This is a genomic window from Flammeovirga sp. SubArs3 (assembly GCF_947387565.1).
In the GTDB taxonomy this organism is placed as follows: Bacteria; Bacteroidota; Bacteroidia; order Cytophagales; family Flammeovirgaceae; genus Flammeovirga; species Flammeovirga agarivorans.
The window spans coordinates 134,119-149,671 of sequence record NZ_CANDOA010000009.1 but is presented as its reverse complement, the minus strand read 5'-3'; the positions used below and the strand labels follow the sequence as shown (position 1 = coordinate 149,671).

The following is a 15,553-nucleotide window of genomic DNA, read 5'->3' as shown; positions in this document are numbered from 1 at the left end:
TATCAAACCGTAAGGTTATTTTATCGATACATCATATACCCAGATGCTTTTTTAAGGAAAGTAGTTTCATCTTTTCTCCAATAAGCTTTGATGTCCTCAAAAGAAAAGTTCTGAGTGAATTTCAATCTTATCTGATCACTACCACATACTTTATCAAACATGCTGTATCTGTTTTCCTTCCCTTGGAACAGATTTTTTGTTGGATATAATTTCTTTAGAACAGCTAAGGCATGGAATTGAATTTCAGAAAGTCTCACTTTATCAAAGTCTATGATATATACTTGAACACCATGTAATTTCACTCCTTTCTTATCTTTATAATAAGGTGTAAATGTAATTTGTCTGAAGTACACACCTTCCAATTTTAGAGCATTCATTGCTGCAGCATATTTTAATCCATCGATCCATTCGGCAGCAAAAACATCAAACGGTAATGTATAACCAATACCAATAAAACTAGCTTCCAGTTCACCGATAATACCTGTGGCAGGGTAAAGTTCAGCGGTAGCTACATTTGGAATATGTGGTGATGAGGGAACCCAAGGTCTTCCTGTATCTTGAAAACGCATATTTCTGTTCCACCCTTTCATTGGGATCACTTTCAGTTTACACTGTTTCTTACCTTTAAGCCACCCTTCATAGTTCATCATATAGGCAAGTTCACCAACAGTTAAACCATAGATGTAAGGAATAGGAAATTGACTTACGAAAGAAAAGAAACCGGGTTCAACAATATTTCCTTCAATTTTCTTTCCCCCTAATGGGTTCGGTCGATCTAAAACAATTACTTCTTTGTTATTTTCTGCCGCAGCTTCCATCACAAGTCCTAAAGTACTGATGAAAGTATAAGACCTTACTCCGATATCTTGAATATCATAAACAATAACATCAATGTTGCTGAGCATTTCGGGAGTAGGCTTTCGTGTTTTTCCATATAATGAGTAAACATTAAGTCCTGTAATTGGGTCGATATAGCTGTTGACATGAGCACCTGCATCGGTATCACCTCTTGCACCATGTTCAGGTCCATAAATAGCCGTTAGGTTTACATTCGGAGCCTGATGTAAAATATCAATGGTAGAGGTGAAATGAATATCAACACCCGTCGGGTTAGTCACTAATCCAACTCTTTTACCGGCTAGTGCCTTGAAGTTTTGGTCGCGTAAGACTTCAATACCTACTTTAACATAGTTGTTTTCTTGGGCGATTAAAGTGGTATTTGTAATTAAGAGTAGAGTGATTAAAAAGAAAAAATACAGCCTTTTCATCAATAGAATGGATAAACGTTCTTGAATTAAAATCAAAAAATAATCATTCTAAAAAAACATTCCTAATGATTAAAAGCAATGCAAAGTGGGGAGAGTTTAGAATGAGAAAGTTATGTGCAAAGAAAAAGCATCCAAGCTGACGCTCGGATGCTTAATAATTCAATTATCGCACTCACTTAGTATTTTTAGAAATGGTAACGCACAAACGCTTCCATTGCTTCATATTCTGCCATACCTAGTGCATTGTATAACTTGGCAGTATCTGAGTTACGCTCTTCCGCTCTTTGCCAGAATTCACGGTCATCAGTACCTTGGAATACAACACCATCTTTTTGAGATTCGTGGAAGAAAATTGCTGTACGCTTTTTCAACACTTGCTCAGGAGACATTGGAACAGCCATTTCGATTTCGTCGATTGGCCACTCATGCCATGCGCCTCTATACATCCATACCCAACAGTCTTTCATGTAATCTTCAGCTTTTAGCTCTTCAAGAGAAGCGAAGATGGCATCAAGACAAACACGGTGAGTACCATGTGGATCGGCTAAATCACCTGCTACATAGATTTGGTGAGGTTTGATTTCTGAAATGATCTCATTGATGATCTTAATATCAGCTTCACCTACAGGGTTTTTACGAACTTTACCAGTTTCATAGAATGGTAAATCTAAGAAGTGAACTTGTGATTCAGGAATACCTGTGTAACGACAAGCTGCAATAGATTCATCTCTACGAATCTGACCTTTGATTTGACGAACTGCAAATGAATCGATGTCTCCATCTTCTTTAGCATCCAAGAAACCAGTGATTTCTTTGAATTTTGATCTAGACTCTGCAGAATCGAAACCTAAGTTCTTCATCATTGACTGAGTAAACATTGCATATCTACGTGCATCGTCATCTGATACGGCAATGTTACCAGAAGTTTGGTAAGCGACGTGTACTTCATGTCCTTGATCCACTAAACGTTGGAAAGTACCACCCATTGAGATTACATCATCGTCAGGGTGTGGAGAGAAGATAATTACACGTTTTTTAGCTGGTTCAGCTCTTTCTGGACGTTGTGAGTCGTCTGCAGAAGGCTTACCACCTGGCCAACCAGTAATTGTGTGCTGCAACATGTTGAATACTTCGATATTCAATTCGTATGCAGAACCTTTTGTTGAAAGCAAGCTATCAAGACCGCTTTCTAAATAATCATTAGTAGTAAGTTTTAAGATTGGCTTTTCAGCTTTGTATGCCAACCAAACAACAGCCTTTTTCACCATTGCTGGTGTCCATTCTACTTCACGAACTAACCAAGGAGTAGTTACACGAGTTAACTGCTCAGAAGCTGCTTCGTCAAGGAAAACAGAAGTATTATCGTGATTCTGAAGGAATGTTGCAGGAACCTGCATTGAAATGTTTCCTTCTACCATTTGTTTAACGATAGGAGCTTTACCAGAACCCCAAGCCATCATTACGATACGCTTAGCTTTCATAATTGGTTTAACACCCATTGTAATCGCGCGTTTTGGAACGTTTTCGATACCGCCAAATGATGGAGCAGCATCAATACGAGTCACAGCAGCTAAAGTAACCATACGAGTACGGCTGTTTACTGTAGAACCAGGTTCGTTAAAACCAATGTGACCAGTACGTCCAATACCTAATATCTGTAGATCCAAACCACCTGCTTGCTTAATTTTTGCTTCGTAATCAGCACAGAAAGCATATACATCTTCCATTGCTAATGTACCGTCAGGGATATGGATATTTTTCTCTTGAATATCGATGTGATCGAATAAGTTTTCATTCATGAAACGAACATATGAATGTACCGAATCTGGTTGCATTGGATAATATTCATCCAAGTTGAAAGTGATCACATTTTTAAATGAAAGTCCTTCTTCTTTATGTAGACGAATTAACTCATCATATACTTTAAGAGGGGAAGAACCTGTAGCAAGTCCTAGAACAGCATTTTCTCCTTTTGAAGCTTTATCACGGATCAAATCAGCGATCTCATGAGCAATAACAACTGATGCATCAGCACTTGTGTTAAAAGTAAGTGTTTCTAAACGTTCAAACTCTCGGTCTGTCATCATTTGTTGGTTCAAAATTGTAGTGTTCATGTTAATAATGCTTTGTTTAAATCAATTGTGGTTATTCAAATGATTTTAAGATGTAACACATTCATTGTGTTGTGATTAAATCATTGAATACGTTACAAAATTAGAGATACGGGGGGCGCATCCATAATTATTTCGATACAAGACGTTCGTCGATAGATAAACGCCGTTGGTCGTTGATAAGTTTGCTTTTGAGCGATATCTTAATATTTATTTAATATATAATCTTACAACACTCCAAAATGAGGATTATCGGAATTTTTTTAGCCTAAAAAGCTGATACTTAATTTAAGTGTATAAAAAACGTCTAATAGTACAATTGTGCTTCAATTTTAAGGGTTGCAAAATTTAAAATGGGTAATATTTTCGGAATCATATAAATTGCAAGATCAAACATCAAAATCATAAAATGACAAAGCAAGAGAAGGTTCAAGATATCGTAAATACTTTACAGACTTTATATCCTAATCCACCTATTCCATTAGATCATAAAGACCCTTTTACATTATTAGTGGCTGTAGCATTATCTGCTCAATGTACAGATGAAAGAGTGAACAAGATTACACCCTTATTATTTGCAAAAGCAGACAACCCTTATGATATGATGCAGTTAACGGTTGAAGAAATTAAAGAAATCATTAAACCATGTGGATTATCGCCAATGAAGTCGAAAGGGATTCATGGAATGTCAAAGATTATTGTAGAGAAGTTTGATGGTAAGGTACCAGATAATTTTGAAGACCTTGAGTCACTTCCAGCAGTTGGGCATAAAACCGCTTCTGTAGTGATGTCACAGGCTTTTGGTGTTCCTTCTTTTCCGGTTGATACTCACATTCACCGTTTAATGTACCGATGGGGACTTTCTACAGGAAAAAGTGTTACCCAAACAGAAAAAGATGCCAAGCGATTATTTGAAGAAAAAGATTGGAACGACTTGCATCTACAAATCATTTATTTTGGTAGAGAGTATTGTCCTGCACAGAGACATGACCCTAATACCTGTCCTATTTGCTCGAAACATGGTCGAAAGTCCCTTTTCAATGCTCCAGCAAAAAAGAAAAAGACAAAGAAGTAAATCAGCAATTTTGTCTATAATCTTCTAAAACCGTCAAATTAAAATGACGTAATAGGAAAAATAATTCGTCATTACATAAAAAAAAGCCGAATATAAGCCTGTAAAGTAGGATAGGGATATTTATCATATACCTTACTTCCTAAAACTTTGTATATTAGGCAACAAAATAAAACTTTCGTATAAGTGATATTAGTATAAATGAGTTTTGAAAATATAGAAGAAGGCGAATTGATCGACTTAGTAAAAGGAGGAGATCGATTGGCTTGGGAATATATCACAAAGGAATATTATCAAGCGATTCTTAATTTTATTAACAGCATGGTCCACGATTGGGAAACTGCTGAGGAATTAGTGCAAGACATCTTTGTGAACTTTTGGACGAAGAGAGAAAACCTAAATATTAATTTATCTTTAAAAGCATATTTATATAGAGCGGCAAGAAACCATACGCTCAATTTTATAAAAAGAAGAAACTTTGAAAGGGAATACCAAAGAGGGGTAGCCGAAAGAATGGAAGTTTCGAAAAACGAAACAGAAGATGCTTATCATTTTTCTGAATTAGAGAAAAGATTAACTTCTGCTATCGAGGAACTACCGGAAAAAATGAGAGAGATTTTTAAAATGAGCCGTTTTGAAGATCTAACTTATAAGGAGATTGCAGAAGCATTGGATATCCCTGTAAGAACAGTGCATTATCAAATCGGGTTAGCTTTAAAACAACTAAGAGAAAAGTTAAAAGGGCATGCAGACCCAAGTTTAATGTCGTTCGGTGGATGGGCAATAATTGGATTAATTATAGAAAATCTTCTTGAGGGGAAATTTTTTTAGATTTTTTTTGTCCACAACATTTACCTAGTTGTCAATAGATTGAAGCGTAACTATGCCTAAGCTTTACGTTTCTACTGTGGATCGAAAAGGTAAGAACTTTCACGAAATACTAGAAAAAAGATTAACGAGTAATTATAAATTTATCCGAATTTTTATGGATAAGGAAATTAACATTGATTGGACACTGATTGCTGAGTGTTTGGGCGGTGATGACCAAGCGGTTGTAAAAGCCAAAGAGGTTGCTGCTCAGGATGCTACTTTCAAAAGTGTTTTATCAGAAGTGACGGAGATCTGGAATACAGCAGGCTCCATGGAACAAGGCCGACGTTCGAGGACGAATGTTGAAGCTTTGGATGAAAAAGTAGATCAGATCTGGCAAAAGATTTTAGAAATCGAATCTGAAGAATCTGAAATGGCTGCTTCATTAGAAGAAAATAATTCTAATGTAGATCAGGATGTTCTTGACATCTGGAAAGCATCTTCTTCTTTGGGTCATAAACAAAGAAAAGAAGTTTCTGGTGAAGAGATGGATGCTGCTATGGCAAAAATGCTGCTTCGTATGAGTGTTGATGAGAAGGAAGAAAAGCCTCAAAACACCACTTTCAAGGTAGAAAAGAATACAGCTGTATCTCAGGGCAAGAAATCGATGTGGAACTTCCAAGTAAGAATGGCTGCTTCTGTGGCTGTATTACTAACGGTTGGTTTTACGTTGTACTTCTCTTTAACTGGAGAGGCTGATCTGAAAACATTTGAATCAGGAAGTGTTGTAGCATTGGTTGAATTACCAGATGGTACTGAGGTATGGTTGAATAAAAACAGTTCAATTACCTACCCAGAAGAATTTGCTAGTGATTCAAGACAAGTAACTCTAAAGGGGGATGCGTTTTTTGATGTTCATCGAAATCCACAAAAGCCGTTTAGTATTATCACTGATAAAGCAAAAACGACTGTATTGGGAACATCTTTTCATTTGAAAGAGAATGAAGTAGAGGTAGTGACTGGTAAAGTAAGATTTGAAGATAAAAACTCGGGTGACTATGTTGTTTTAGTTAAAGACGAAAAAGGTATTCTGTCTACAGAAGGAGTTAACAAACTTACTTACGATAGCCATGATGCATTGTCTTTAAGACAGTCCAATTTAGTTTTCCAAGGAAATACTTTAAAAGAAGTGACAGAAGTATTGTCAAAAGCATATGGTGTTGATATAGTTATCGAAAACCAAAACTTAGAGGCAAGAAAATTCACAGGAACATTTAATAACAAATCAATTGAAACAGTTATTGAACAAGTAACTGAAGTAATTGGTTGTTCATCAGGTGTTACAGAAGATGGTAAAGTATTATTAAAATAGATTACTGATTATCATTCAAAATATATCAAGGCTACTCTTTAATAGGGTAGTCTTTTTTTGTATCTTATTTTTTCGGACTGATTAAGATTTTGAATGGAAGATTTGATAAAAGCAGCTTTTAACGGAGTTGATTTAACTGAAGAGGAATGGCAGTTTATAAAGGCTCGAATAGCACTTCAGCATTTTAAAAAAGGAGATATCCTCTTAAAGGAAAAAGATGAAGTTCTCACCCAATATTATGTGATAGAAGGCTGTCTCCGCTCTTTTTTTATTGATACTCATGAGAGAGAACATACTTTGCAGTTTGCAATTCATGATTGGTGGATAAGTGATTATACTGCTTATTTTGATGCATCAACAGCTATACTTACAATAGAATGTATTCAGGATACAACGGTTTTAGAATTATCAAGAATAACTCAAAAAGAGGTTTTTGAAAAGATTCCCAAAGTCGAGAGTTTTTTTAGAGATAAGCTAGAACATAGCTTTGGAGCTTTTCAACAGCGTATAATAAATAACCTTTCAAAAACAGCGAAAGAGAAGTATCTCGATTTCCTAACATCGCATAAACAAATCGAGAAGCATATTAAGAATTATCATATTGCTTCTTACCTTGGAATCACTACAGAAAGCTTAAGTAGAATAAGAAGAGAACTAGCGAAGCAATAACTTTTCTTATCATAGATCAATTTTATAAGTGAATTTATTTTTTGAGTTTTGCATTGTTAAAAAATAAAATTCAAATGATCAATTTAAAGCATTTATTAATCGGTCTTATCTCTTTATTAATGTTCCAATCTTGTGGTTCAGAAAAGACCTCTCAATCAAATACAGAAGCACAACCAAAAAAAGTTTTATTTGTACTTACCAGTCATGACCAAATGGGAAATACTGGTGAGAAAACAGGTTTCTGGATAGAAGAATTTGCCACTCCATATTACTTCCTAAAAGATCAAGGAGTTGAAATTACATTAGCATCACCAAAAGGAGGGCAACCGCCTTTCGATCCAAGAAGTGATGCAGACAATGCACAAACACCATCGACAAAACGTTTTAAAGCGGATCAAGAAGCACAGAAGCAGATGGCGAATACACTAAAATTATCTGCCGTAAAAGCAGATGATTATGATGCTATTTTCTATCCTGGTGGTCATGGACCCTTATGGGATTTATCAACTGATAAAACGTCCATTGCTTTAATTGAGTCTTTTTATAACGCAGGTAAGCCTGTTTCTGCCGTTTGTCATGCTCCAGCAGTATTCAAAGAAACAAAGGCAAAAGATGGTTCACCTCTAGTAAAAGGGAAAAAAGTAACAGGTTTTTCAGATGAGGAAGAAGCAGCAATTAATTTAACTGAAGTTGTTCCTTTCTTAGTTGAAGATATGTTGAAAGAAAATGGAGGTATCTACTCTAGAGGAGATAATTGGGCTGCTTATGCAGTAGAAGATGGCTTATTAATTACAGGTCAAAACCCTGCTTCATCAGAGTTAGTAGCTAAAAAGTTATTAGCAAAACTGACAAAGTAGAACTTATAAATATCGGTTTGTCCTTGTATTCAAAGGATGAAATTAAAGGTGATAAAGCTCCAAATGGTAGTTTTATCACTTTTTTATTGCTCATATATGAATGAGTCTGAATAAAAGTTTTCTTAATAAAATAAGCTGTATCTTTGCAAGGAATTTAAAATCAATCGAATGCATCATACGATAGAATTAGATACAATTGTTGCATTAGCAACAGTACCCGGTCAGTCTGCAATACACGTGATAAGACTTTCTGGTCCGGATGCGATTAAAATAGTAAACAAAGTATTTAAAGGAAAAGATCTAGAAAAACAGGCAGGACATACCGCTCATTTCGGAACGATTCGCGACGAAGAAGGCGTAATTGTCGATGAGGTTTTAGCTACAATTTTCTACGGTCCTAAATCATATACAGGTGAGAATACGGTAGAAGTGTCTTGCCACGGTTCACAATTTATTGCAGACCAACTTCTACAACTTTTTATGAAAGTAGGAGCGAGGTATGCAAAAGCAGGTGAATTTACACAAAGAGCTTTTGCGAATGGCAAATTAGACCTAGCACAAGCAGAGGCCGTTGCCGACTTGATCGCAGCAGATTCACACGCTTCAAGAGATGCCGCAATGCAGCAAATGCGAGGTGGTTTCTCTCGAGATATCAAAGCACTTAGAGAAAAGTTGATTCACTTTGCTTCGATGATAGAGTTGGAATTAGACTTCTCGGAAGAAGATGTGGAATTCGCTTCAAGAGATGAACTAGTAGAATTAATCAATGAATTGAAAAGAGTAATTAAAGCATTGATTGATTCTTTCTCTATGGGTAATGTCTTGAAGAATGGTGTACCTACTGTTATTGCAGGTAAGCCAAATGCGGGGAAATCAACCTTACTAAATGCATTACTGAATGAGGAAAAAGCCATAGTTTCTGATGTAGCAGGAACAACCAGAGATTTTATTGAGGATGAAATCAATATTGGAGGTGTTACTTTCCGTTTTGTTGATACTGCAGGGCTTAGAGAAACTCAAGATAGAGTCGAAGCCATTGGTGTACAACGTTCTTATGAGAAGATGAAAAAAGCATCATTAATCATGTATATGTTTGATGCAGCAACGTCGTCTATTGAGGATGTAAAACTAGAAGTTGATGCATTAGAAAAGTTAGGGGTACCTTATATTTTGGTTGCCAACAAACTGGACCAATTGGCCAATGGGTTAGCTGCTGATTTCAATGAATTCTCTGATCATTTGATCAAAATCTCAGCAGATCAAGGTACTGGTGTGGAAGAATTGAAAGAAAGAGCCTTACACTTGGTTAACCTTGACAAAGTTCAATCAGGGAATACAATGGTTACGAATGCACGTCACTACCAATCACTTCGAGAAACTATGAAAGCATTAGATGATGTGATTAATGGTGTTGAAATGGGTATGACTGGAGACTTCTTAGCATTGGATATCCGAAATGCACTATACCATTTAGGTGAGATCACTGGTGAAGTAACTACCGATGATTTACTGGAGAATATCTTTAGTAAGTTCTGTATCGGAAAATAAATAGGACTTTTACAAGTTTACTTCATTGAAAGTGATACTCAATGATACAAAAAAGGGGAGAAATCCCCTTTTTTCGTATTTGGATATTACTTTTTTGTTCTGCAATTTGTCCGTCGGAAATTAATTAAAAATTCAATAGTCAATTAGTGGACTCATTGGTACAAGATGATACACATTGATATAACATGGTACAGAAATGCAGATAGAAAAGAGGTGCCAGTATTGCAATAAAAAGTTTATTGCTCAGAAAGTAACTACTCGATATTGCTCTCATTCTTGTAATCAGAAACATTATAAGCAAAAGAAAAAAGATGAAAAAGTACAAAAAGTTAAAGAAGATACAAAAGCAGTTGATTTAGTCTATATTCAACAAAAAGAATTATTGACACCCACTGAAGCAAAGCAACTATTAGGGATAGGGAAAACATATATGTATAAGCTACTTTCTGAAGGTAAGATAAGATCAATTAGAATTACTCCTAGAAGTATCAGGATACCAAAAACAGAAATTGAAAACTATTTATTGGAGCAATTGAATAAAGAAAAATCAAAAGTTCAACCGCCCCCTACAACGCTTTCTAATAATATGAATTTCTATTGGTCAATTTCAGAGATTGAGAAGATTTATGAAATTTCTTCTAAAGCTCTTTATGACCTACTAAAGAGAAATAATATTCGTAAGCTCCAGAAAGGAGCAAAAGTATATGTAAAGAAATCTGACATCAAAAAAATATTTGACTTATGAAGTTACTCATTGAAAAAATTATGGATAGTGTTTCTACAATTACAGCACTTTCAGATAAACTGACAGAATTGAACCCTGAAGAAGAACAAATTTTGAGTGGTCAATACGACTATAAAGGGCTTTTTGATTTTATTGGACCTTGGATTTTTGACATGGATAAAGAGTATCGATATATTCATGATGCTAAGGATAGAGAGTCTTATAAGCAAACCTATTATCGTCAGATAACTTTAGTGACTCAACATTTTAATGATATCTTATCAACTGAAGAGTATTATGAGGAATTAGAAAGTAATGAAATTGAATCCTTAGAAAATGCTCTATTTATCCTTAGAGATAAGGCTAGTTTATTTTATAGTGATGCAATCAATTTTGAAAAAGGAATTATATCCGATCAAATTTCTAATGTGGAGAATGCTATATGCATTTTTATTTATGCTGATTTAGGAGATACCTATACCACTAATGTAGAATGGAAAGAGAATGATGAAATATCAAATAAAAAAATTGCCCAGTTCTTTTTTGTTCCTGATTTAAAAGTATGTTTAAAAGGTATAGATGATGTCGGTTTTTGGAGTTACGTCTATAATAATCAGAGAGGGAAATTAGATTTATTTGGTAAGTTTTCTTCTAAGCAGATAGTATTAGAGATGGGTAGAATAAAAAAAATATTATCATCCGATGCTTTATTAAGGTATGATAATATTAGATTTATCTTAGAGGATTTACTCATGAAAATTGAGGAAGCGAGCGAACTACTACTAAATTAATTTGTGAAAAGCAAATTTATAAGCTTTGAAGCTTGTTATTTTCTACTAGTGTTTTTTTCGTACCACCTTGCGTAAGTAATCAGAATTTAAAACAAGCTCTGAGATTATTCACCCAAGAACTAACTGACTACAAGAATGATTAAAGAGTTGAAATATTTATAATATGGCATTACAAAACGCTGATATTATTCTACATGGAATGAACTATGAAACATTCGTAGAACAATTAAGAAAAGATTTATTTAACGACAATGGTTATGTATTTAATAAATTCTTGACTTTTCAACAAACGATGGACTTTTTGGGTTTTTCAAGGGCTCATCTTTACAGATTAATCCGAACAGGTGAGATTCCTTTTAAGCAAAGAGGATCAAAGAAGTTTTTCCTTAGAGAAGAATTAGAAGAGTGGATTGCAACAGGTGATACCTTACAAGAGTTTGATATTGATAATTTAAACGACGAATTTTAATGAAGATTGCCGTTAGAAGATATCGTTCTCGATCTAAAAAAAAGGAAAATAATAATCGTATATATTTATACCTCGATTTTTATCATTTAGGTGTAAGAAAAAAAGAATACCTTAAAGAATTTGTTTTTGAGGTAGCGAAAAATAAGGAACAAAAAGATCACAACAAACGAGTTATTGAATATACAAAGAGGGTTCGAGCAGAACGATTACTAGAAATTCAGTATGATCCTCAGAATCTTTTTGTCCATGAACGTAGAAAGCAATTGGTTGTACCAAAGCTAAAAGAATATATTAAAGATAGAAAAGGAGGTGATAATTGGAAGTCTATGTTTAAAAAGGCGGAAAAATATCTAGCTTCAAATTTGACTTTTGAAAACTTTTCTCATCGACATATTAATGATTTTCGTCAAAAGCTATTAGATGATGAAGCTATAAATCAAGATACTGCTTCAGCATATTTTAATTTGATGATGATTTTTTGCAGAGAGAAGGTTGAAGATGGTGTTTTGTCATCATCTAAGATGAAACTTTCTAGGGTAAAGAACATCCCAAATCAAAAGAAGATACAACCGTATCTGTTAGAGGAAGAAGTAACACAATTAGTCAATACTGATTTTCATGATCAAAACTTTAAGAATTACTGTACTCTTAGCATTTTTTCAGGATTAAGAGGTTGTGATATTCGAGATTTAAAATGGACAGATATTGAAGAATCATACCTAATGAAGACTCAAAATAAAACAAAGAATGATGTTTTCATTCCTAAAAATAAGATGGTCAATCAAATTTTAGAATGCCAAAAGGAGATAAACAGTCAACAAGAATACATTTTTGATTTGCCTACTTCCTTTATGGGTAGAAAAAAACTTTTGAATGACTATTTGGCGAAAGCAGGAATTAAGAGAAGAATCACATTTCATTCATTTAGAAGAACATTTGGTACGTTATTACATGCTACAGGAAATGACCTTTACACAATTAAAGAGATGTTAGGTCATCAGAATATAGCAAACACTGAACGTTACGTCTATTTTATGAATGACAAAAAAGAAAAAGCAAGTAAATCTTTAGATCAATTTATGTAAGAATAAACCGCAAGGCATAAAAAAAGTATAACAATGGGGGTTGTTATACTCTTCAAATTTGTGTCTTGCACAAATCTCTATGTATGGTAAAAGTACCAAAAAAAGTAGACTTGAACAACATTTCAAGCCTAGAAGAGACTGTATATCCAGTAAATACAGAAAATAAGGAGGTGAAATATCCATTTCCTATACATGTATTTCCAAAACACATTCAGGATCTCCTATTGGAATTACAGGGTGTATTTTCATTTGAGATACCATATACAGCAATGACATTACTTGTTGTATTTAGTGTGATTGTAGGAAAATACATGAAAGTTATTGTAAAAGAGGGGTGGGTAACTATACCTAGTATCTATACTGCTATAATAGGAAACTCAAGTATAGGCAAATCTCCTGCAATCAATATTATACTAAAAGTTTTGACTTCTATTAATGAGAAAGAGATAGAACGATATGAAATAAGAAAATCTGAATGGGATGATGCAATTGCAGGAATGAGTGAAGCAGAAAAAAAGGAATATAAAGCAGAAAATGAAGAACCTACTCGAAAGCGATTAATTACTTCTGATGCTACTCAAGAATCACTTTGCCATTTATTAGCAAAAGATGCTTTGGTGCTTTACAAAGATGAGTTGATAGGTTGGATCAAAAGTATGAATCAATATCGTCAAGGTGCTGATACTGAGTTTTTCTTGAGTGTATTTAATGGGCATGTTGGTGAGGTGGATCGTGTAGGTAAGAATCTCTATGTGAAAGATCCATTTCTTTCAATAATTGGAGGCATTCAACCTAGTATTTTGCCTCAACTTACAAAGAATGGAAATGGAGAAAATGGATTCTTATATCGAATTCTATTTGTCATGCCAGAAAATGAGAGTGTAAACTACCTTTCAGAGAAAGAGCTCTCCAGTAATCGTTTAGAAACATTCTATAAGAAAATGGAGGGGTTATATGATGTCCTAGAAGGTGAGGAAATGAGATATATTCCTTTATCAAAGGAAGCAAGAGCCTATTTTATTAGTAGCTTCAATCATTATTTGAAAGTAGCATCTGAAACTAAAGATGATGCTATTATTTCCGCTTATAAGAAAGTTGGTGATTACATGCCACGTTTTGCATTGTTGCTTGAAGTGCTTCATCAATTATTTGATGATGAACTTGGCGTATATGTAGAAAGTGTATCGTTAGTAAGTATGGAAAAAGCTAAATTGCTTTGTGATTATTTCATAGAAACAGCAAATGTAGTGTTAGAGCAAACTCATGGTAAACCCACATTGCAAGGGAATCATCAATCCTTTTTAGATTTGATTCCTGAAAATACGCTTGTAACAACATCTGAACTTAATAAAATCGCTGAACAAGTGGGGATTAAAACTTCCAACTTCAAAAACAGAGTACTCCCAAAATTACTTGAAAAAGGGATACTGATGAAGACAGATAAAAGGGGTGAATATATCAAAAACGTCAGCTAGTGTATACTATGTATATTCTGTATACTAAGGACAAAAAACACCCATTTTAATATCAAAAAACAGTTTTTCAAAGGAATGTTAGTCTACATTGTGTGTATACTATGATGTAGACTAACACCCAAAAATTAATAAACAATAAAAAAATGACACTTTTAAATCAAAAAACATGGAGTATCCGGCTTGATACTCGACAGGGAACTCACACCCCAAAAAAAGTGATATGCCCCAATTGTGGGAAGAAATCATTTGTACAGTATCGTAATTTCAATACAAATGAATATCTCCAAGAAGACGAAGGAAGATGTGACCGTCAAGAGAAATGCGGTTATCATAAGAAGCCTACTTATTCCAAAAGCGATGTGATCTTTCGACCTAAAAAGATTTCTGTAAAAGAAGAGTTTGGTGTTTTAGAGAAGCAGTCACTTTATCAGCAAAAAGGAGAAAGTCAATTTGCTAATTCGATACTAAACAAATTTGGAACAGGTGCCTATTGGTATTTACATCTGAAGTATCATTTGAATGCTTACAACTTCAAAATCAATCATTCTTTAGATGATGCAGTGATGTTCTGGCAAATCGATAAGCAGAATCGAATTCGCACTGCTAAACTAATGAAGTATGACCATCAACTGAAACGGGTGAAAAGTGGATATTCAACGGATTGGTTACACAGCACTCTAAAGAAAGAAGGTAAACTAAACTCAAACTTTCATTTAAAGCAATGCTTCTTTGGAGAGCACCTATTGAATCAAGATTTGAATAAGATAATTGCTATTGTAGAGTCTGCAAAAACAGCTTTACTAGGTGATCTTTGGATGCCACAATATACATGGTTATCAGCAGAAGGATTGAATGGTTTGACACTCGAAAAGGCAGAAGCTTTAATAGGTCGAAAGGTAATTCTGATACCTGATTTCAGTGAACAATCTAGAGAACTATGGAAAGAAAAAGCAAAGGATATCCAATTGAAATACCAAGTGGATATACAGCTGTCAAACATTGGAGAATCATTAAAAGATGGCTCTGATTTAGCCGATCTAATCCTAAGCAACAAAGAAATAATCGATAGTATCAAACAACGTTTTGGCAACGACTTAATGCTACATCCTAAAAACATAGTGGGGCTTTATAAACCACTGTTTAAGAGTGGATATTCGTATTCTTTTATGGATATACAGGATGTTTTAAGTAGTTGTAATACAAGTGTGTATTCTGTATATCCATGTCTGGATAAAGTAATGATCTCATTAATCGAATGGGGTTGCAAAGAAATTATTAATGACAAAAAAATAATATTTTAAA

At 34.4% G+C, this 15,553-nt stretch carries 14 protein-coding genes; 12 read left to right on the top strand and 2 right to left on the bottom strand.

Annotated features, from left to right (window positions below):
- Nucleotides 1-20: 20 nt before the first annotated feature.
- Both QL232_RS21880 and nagB read right to left on the bottom strand, forming a co-directional pair.
- Complete coding sequence (locus QL232_RS21880; RefSeq protein ID WP_281615779.1) at nucleotides 21-1,268, bottom strand: DUF1343 domain-containing protein; 1,248 nt, start codon at nucleotides 1,266-1,268, stop codon at nucleotides 21-23.
- A 185-nt stretch (nucleotides 1,269-1,453) separates the two neighbouring features.
- Nucleotides 1,454-3,382, bottom strand: a complete 1,929-nt coding sequence (gene nagB, locus QL232_RS21875; RefSeq protein ID WP_168885203.1) for a glucosamine-6-phosphate deaminase — start codon at nucleotides 3,380-3,382, stop codon at nucleotides 1,454-1,456.
- A 406-nt stretch (nucleotides 3,383-3,788) separates the two neighbouring features.
- Between nagB and nth the strand changes: the two genes are divergently transcribed.
- The 12 genes from nth to QL232_RS21815 all read left to right on the top strand — a co-directional run bounded on the left by nth (nucleotide 3,789) and on the right by QL232_RS21815 (nucleotide 15,552).
- The gene (nth, locus tag QL232_RS21870; protein ID WP_168885202.1) at nucleotides 3,789-4,454 is read left to right on the top strand and encodes an endonuclease III; all 666 of its coding nucleotides are present in this window, start codon (nucleotides 3,789-3,791) and stop codon (nucleotides 4,452-4,454) included.
- Nucleotides 4,455-4,652: 198 nt separating this feature from the next.
- On the top strand, nucleotides 4,653-5,282 hold the full coding sequence (locus QL232_RS21865) for an RNA polymerase sigma-70 factor (protein WP_168885201.1): 630 nt from the start codon (nucleotides 4,653-4,655) through the stop codon (nucleotides 5,280-5,282).
- Nucleotides 5,283-5,334: 52 nt separating this feature from the next.
- Entirely contained in the window at nucleotides 5,335-6,633 is a 1,299-nt protein-coding gene (locus tag QL232_RS21860) for a FecR family protein (RefSeq protein ID WP_281615778.1), read from the top strand.
- 93 nt (nucleotides 6,634-6,726) lie between these two features.
- On the top strand, nucleotides 6,727-7,302 hold the full coding sequence (locus QL232_RS21855; RefSeq protein WP_281615777.1) for a Crp/Fnr family transcriptional regulator: 576 nt from the start codon (nucleotides 6,727-6,729) through the stop codon (nucleotides 7,300-7,302).
- Nucleotides 7,303-7,421: 119 nt separating this feature from the next.
- Entirely contained in the window at nucleotides 7,422-8,159 is a 738-nt protein-coding gene (locus QL232_RS21850) for a type 1 glutamine amidotransferase domain-containing protein (protein WP_348646761.1), read from the top strand.
- Nucleotides 8,160-8,327: 168 nt separating this feature from the next.
- A complete protein-coding gene (gene mnmE, locus QL232_RS21845; protein ID WP_281615776.1) occupies nucleotides 8,328-9,707 on the top strand; it encodes a tRNA uridine-5-carboxymethylaminomethyl(34) synthesis GTPase MnmE in 1,380 nt (459 codons plus the stop codon).
- A gap of 196 nt (nucleotides 9,708-9,903) precedes the next feature.
- Nucleotides 9,904-10,452 carry a helix-turn-helix domain-containing protein gene (locus QL232_RS21840; protein WP_281615775.1) on the top strand — a complete coding sequence of 183 codons (549 nt, stop codon included), beginning with the start codon at nucleotides 9,904-9,906 and terminating at the stop codon, nucleotides 10,450-10,452.
- The gene (locus tag QL232_RS21835) at nucleotides 10,449-11,222 is read left to right on the top strand and encodes a hypothetical protein (RefSeq protein WP_281615774.1); all 774 of its coding nucleotides are present in this window, start codon (nucleotides 10,449-10,451) and stop codon (nucleotides 11,220-11,222) included. The genes QL232_RS21840 and QL232_RS21835 overlap by 4 nt, the downstream gene beginning before the upstream one ends.
- A gap of 163 nt (nucleotides 11,223-11,385) precedes the next feature.
- A complete protein-coding gene (locus tag QL232_RS21830; protein ID WP_281615773.1) occupies nucleotides 11,386-11,691 on the top strand; it encodes a helix-turn-helix domain-containing protein in 306 nt (101 codons plus the stop codon).
- A complete protein-coding gene (locus QL232_RS21825) occupies nucleotides 11,691-12,776 on the top strand; it encodes a tyrosine-type recombinase/integrase (protein WP_281615772.1) in 1,086 nt (361 codons plus the stop codon). Before QL232_RS21830 ends, QL232_RS21825 begins: the two co-directional genes overlap by 1 nt.
- Nucleotides 12,777-12,859: 83 nt before the next feature.
- The gene (locus tag QL232_RS21820; RefSeq protein WP_281615771.1) at nucleotides 12,860-14,251 is read left to right on the top strand and encodes a DUF3987 domain-containing protein; all 1,392 of its coding nucleotides are present in this window, start codon (nucleotides 12,860-12,862) and stop codon (nucleotides 14,249-14,251) included.
- Nucleotides 14,252-14,394: 143 nt separating this feature from the next.
- Complete coding sequence (locus QL232_RS21815; RefSeq protein ID WP_281615770.1) at nucleotides 14,395-15,552, top strand: DUF6371 domain-containing protein; 1,158 nt, start codon at nucleotides 14,395-14,397, stop codon at nucleotides 15,550-15,552.
- Nucleotide 15,553: the final 1 nt, after the last annotated feature.

Excerpts from the sequence above, each read along its gene's own strand:
- QL232_RS21880 (WP_281615779.1), bottom strand. The coding sequence starts at position 1,268 with ATGAAAAGGCTGTATTTTTTCTTTTTAATCACTCTACTCTTAATTACA.
- nagB (WP_168885203.1), bottom strand. The coding sequence starts at position 3,382 with ATGAACACTACAATTTTGAACCAACAAATGATGACAGACCGAGAGTTT.
- nth (WP_168885202.1), top strand. The coding sequence starts at position 3,789 with ATGACAAAGCAAGAGAAGGTTCAAGATATCGTAAATACTTTACAGACT.
- QL232_RS21865 (WP_168885201.1), top strand. The coding sequence starts at position 4,653 with ATGAGTTTTGAAAATATAGAAGAAGGCGAATTGATCGACTTAGTAAAA.
- QL232_RS21860 (WP_281615778.1), top strand. The coding sequence starts at position 5,335 with ATGCCTAAGCTTTACGTTTCTACTGTGGATCGAAAAGGTAAGAACTTT.
- QL232_RS21855 (WP_281615777.1), top strand. The coding sequence starts at position 6,727 with ATGGAAGATTTGATAAAAGCAGCTTTTAACGGAGTTGATTTAACTGAA.
- QL232_RS21850 (WP_348646761.1), top strand. The coding sequence starts at position 7,422 with ATGTTCCAATCTTGTGGTTCAGAAAAGACCTCTCAATCAAATACAGAA.
- mnmE (WP_281615776.1), top strand. The coding sequence starts at position 8,328 with ATGCATCATACGATAGAATTAGATACAATTGTTGCATTAGCAACAGTA.
- QL232_RS21840 (WP_281615775.1), top strand. The coding sequence starts at position 9,904 with ATGCAGATAGAAAAGAGGTGCCAGTATTGCAATAAAAAGTTTATTGCT.
- QL232_RS21835 (WP_281615774.1), top strand. The coding sequence starts at position 10,449 with ATGAAGTTACTCATTGAAAAAATTATGGATAGTGTTTCTACAATTACA.
- QL232_RS21830 (WP_281615773.1), top strand. The coding sequence starts at position 11,386 with ATGGCATTACAAAACGCTGATATTATTCTACATGGAATGAACTATGAA.
- QL232_RS21825 (WP_281615772.1), top strand. The coding sequence starts at position 11,691 with ATGAAGATTGCCGTTAGAAGATATCGTTCTCGATCTAAAAAAAAGGAA.
- QL232_RS21820 (WP_281615771.1), top strand. The coding sequence starts at position 12,860 with ATGGTAAAAGTACCAAAAAAAGTAGACTTGAACAACATTTCAAGCCTA.
- QL232_RS21815 (WP_281615770.1), top strand. The coding sequence starts at position 14,395 with ATGACACTTTTAAATCAAAAAACATGGAGTATCCGGCTTGATACTCGA.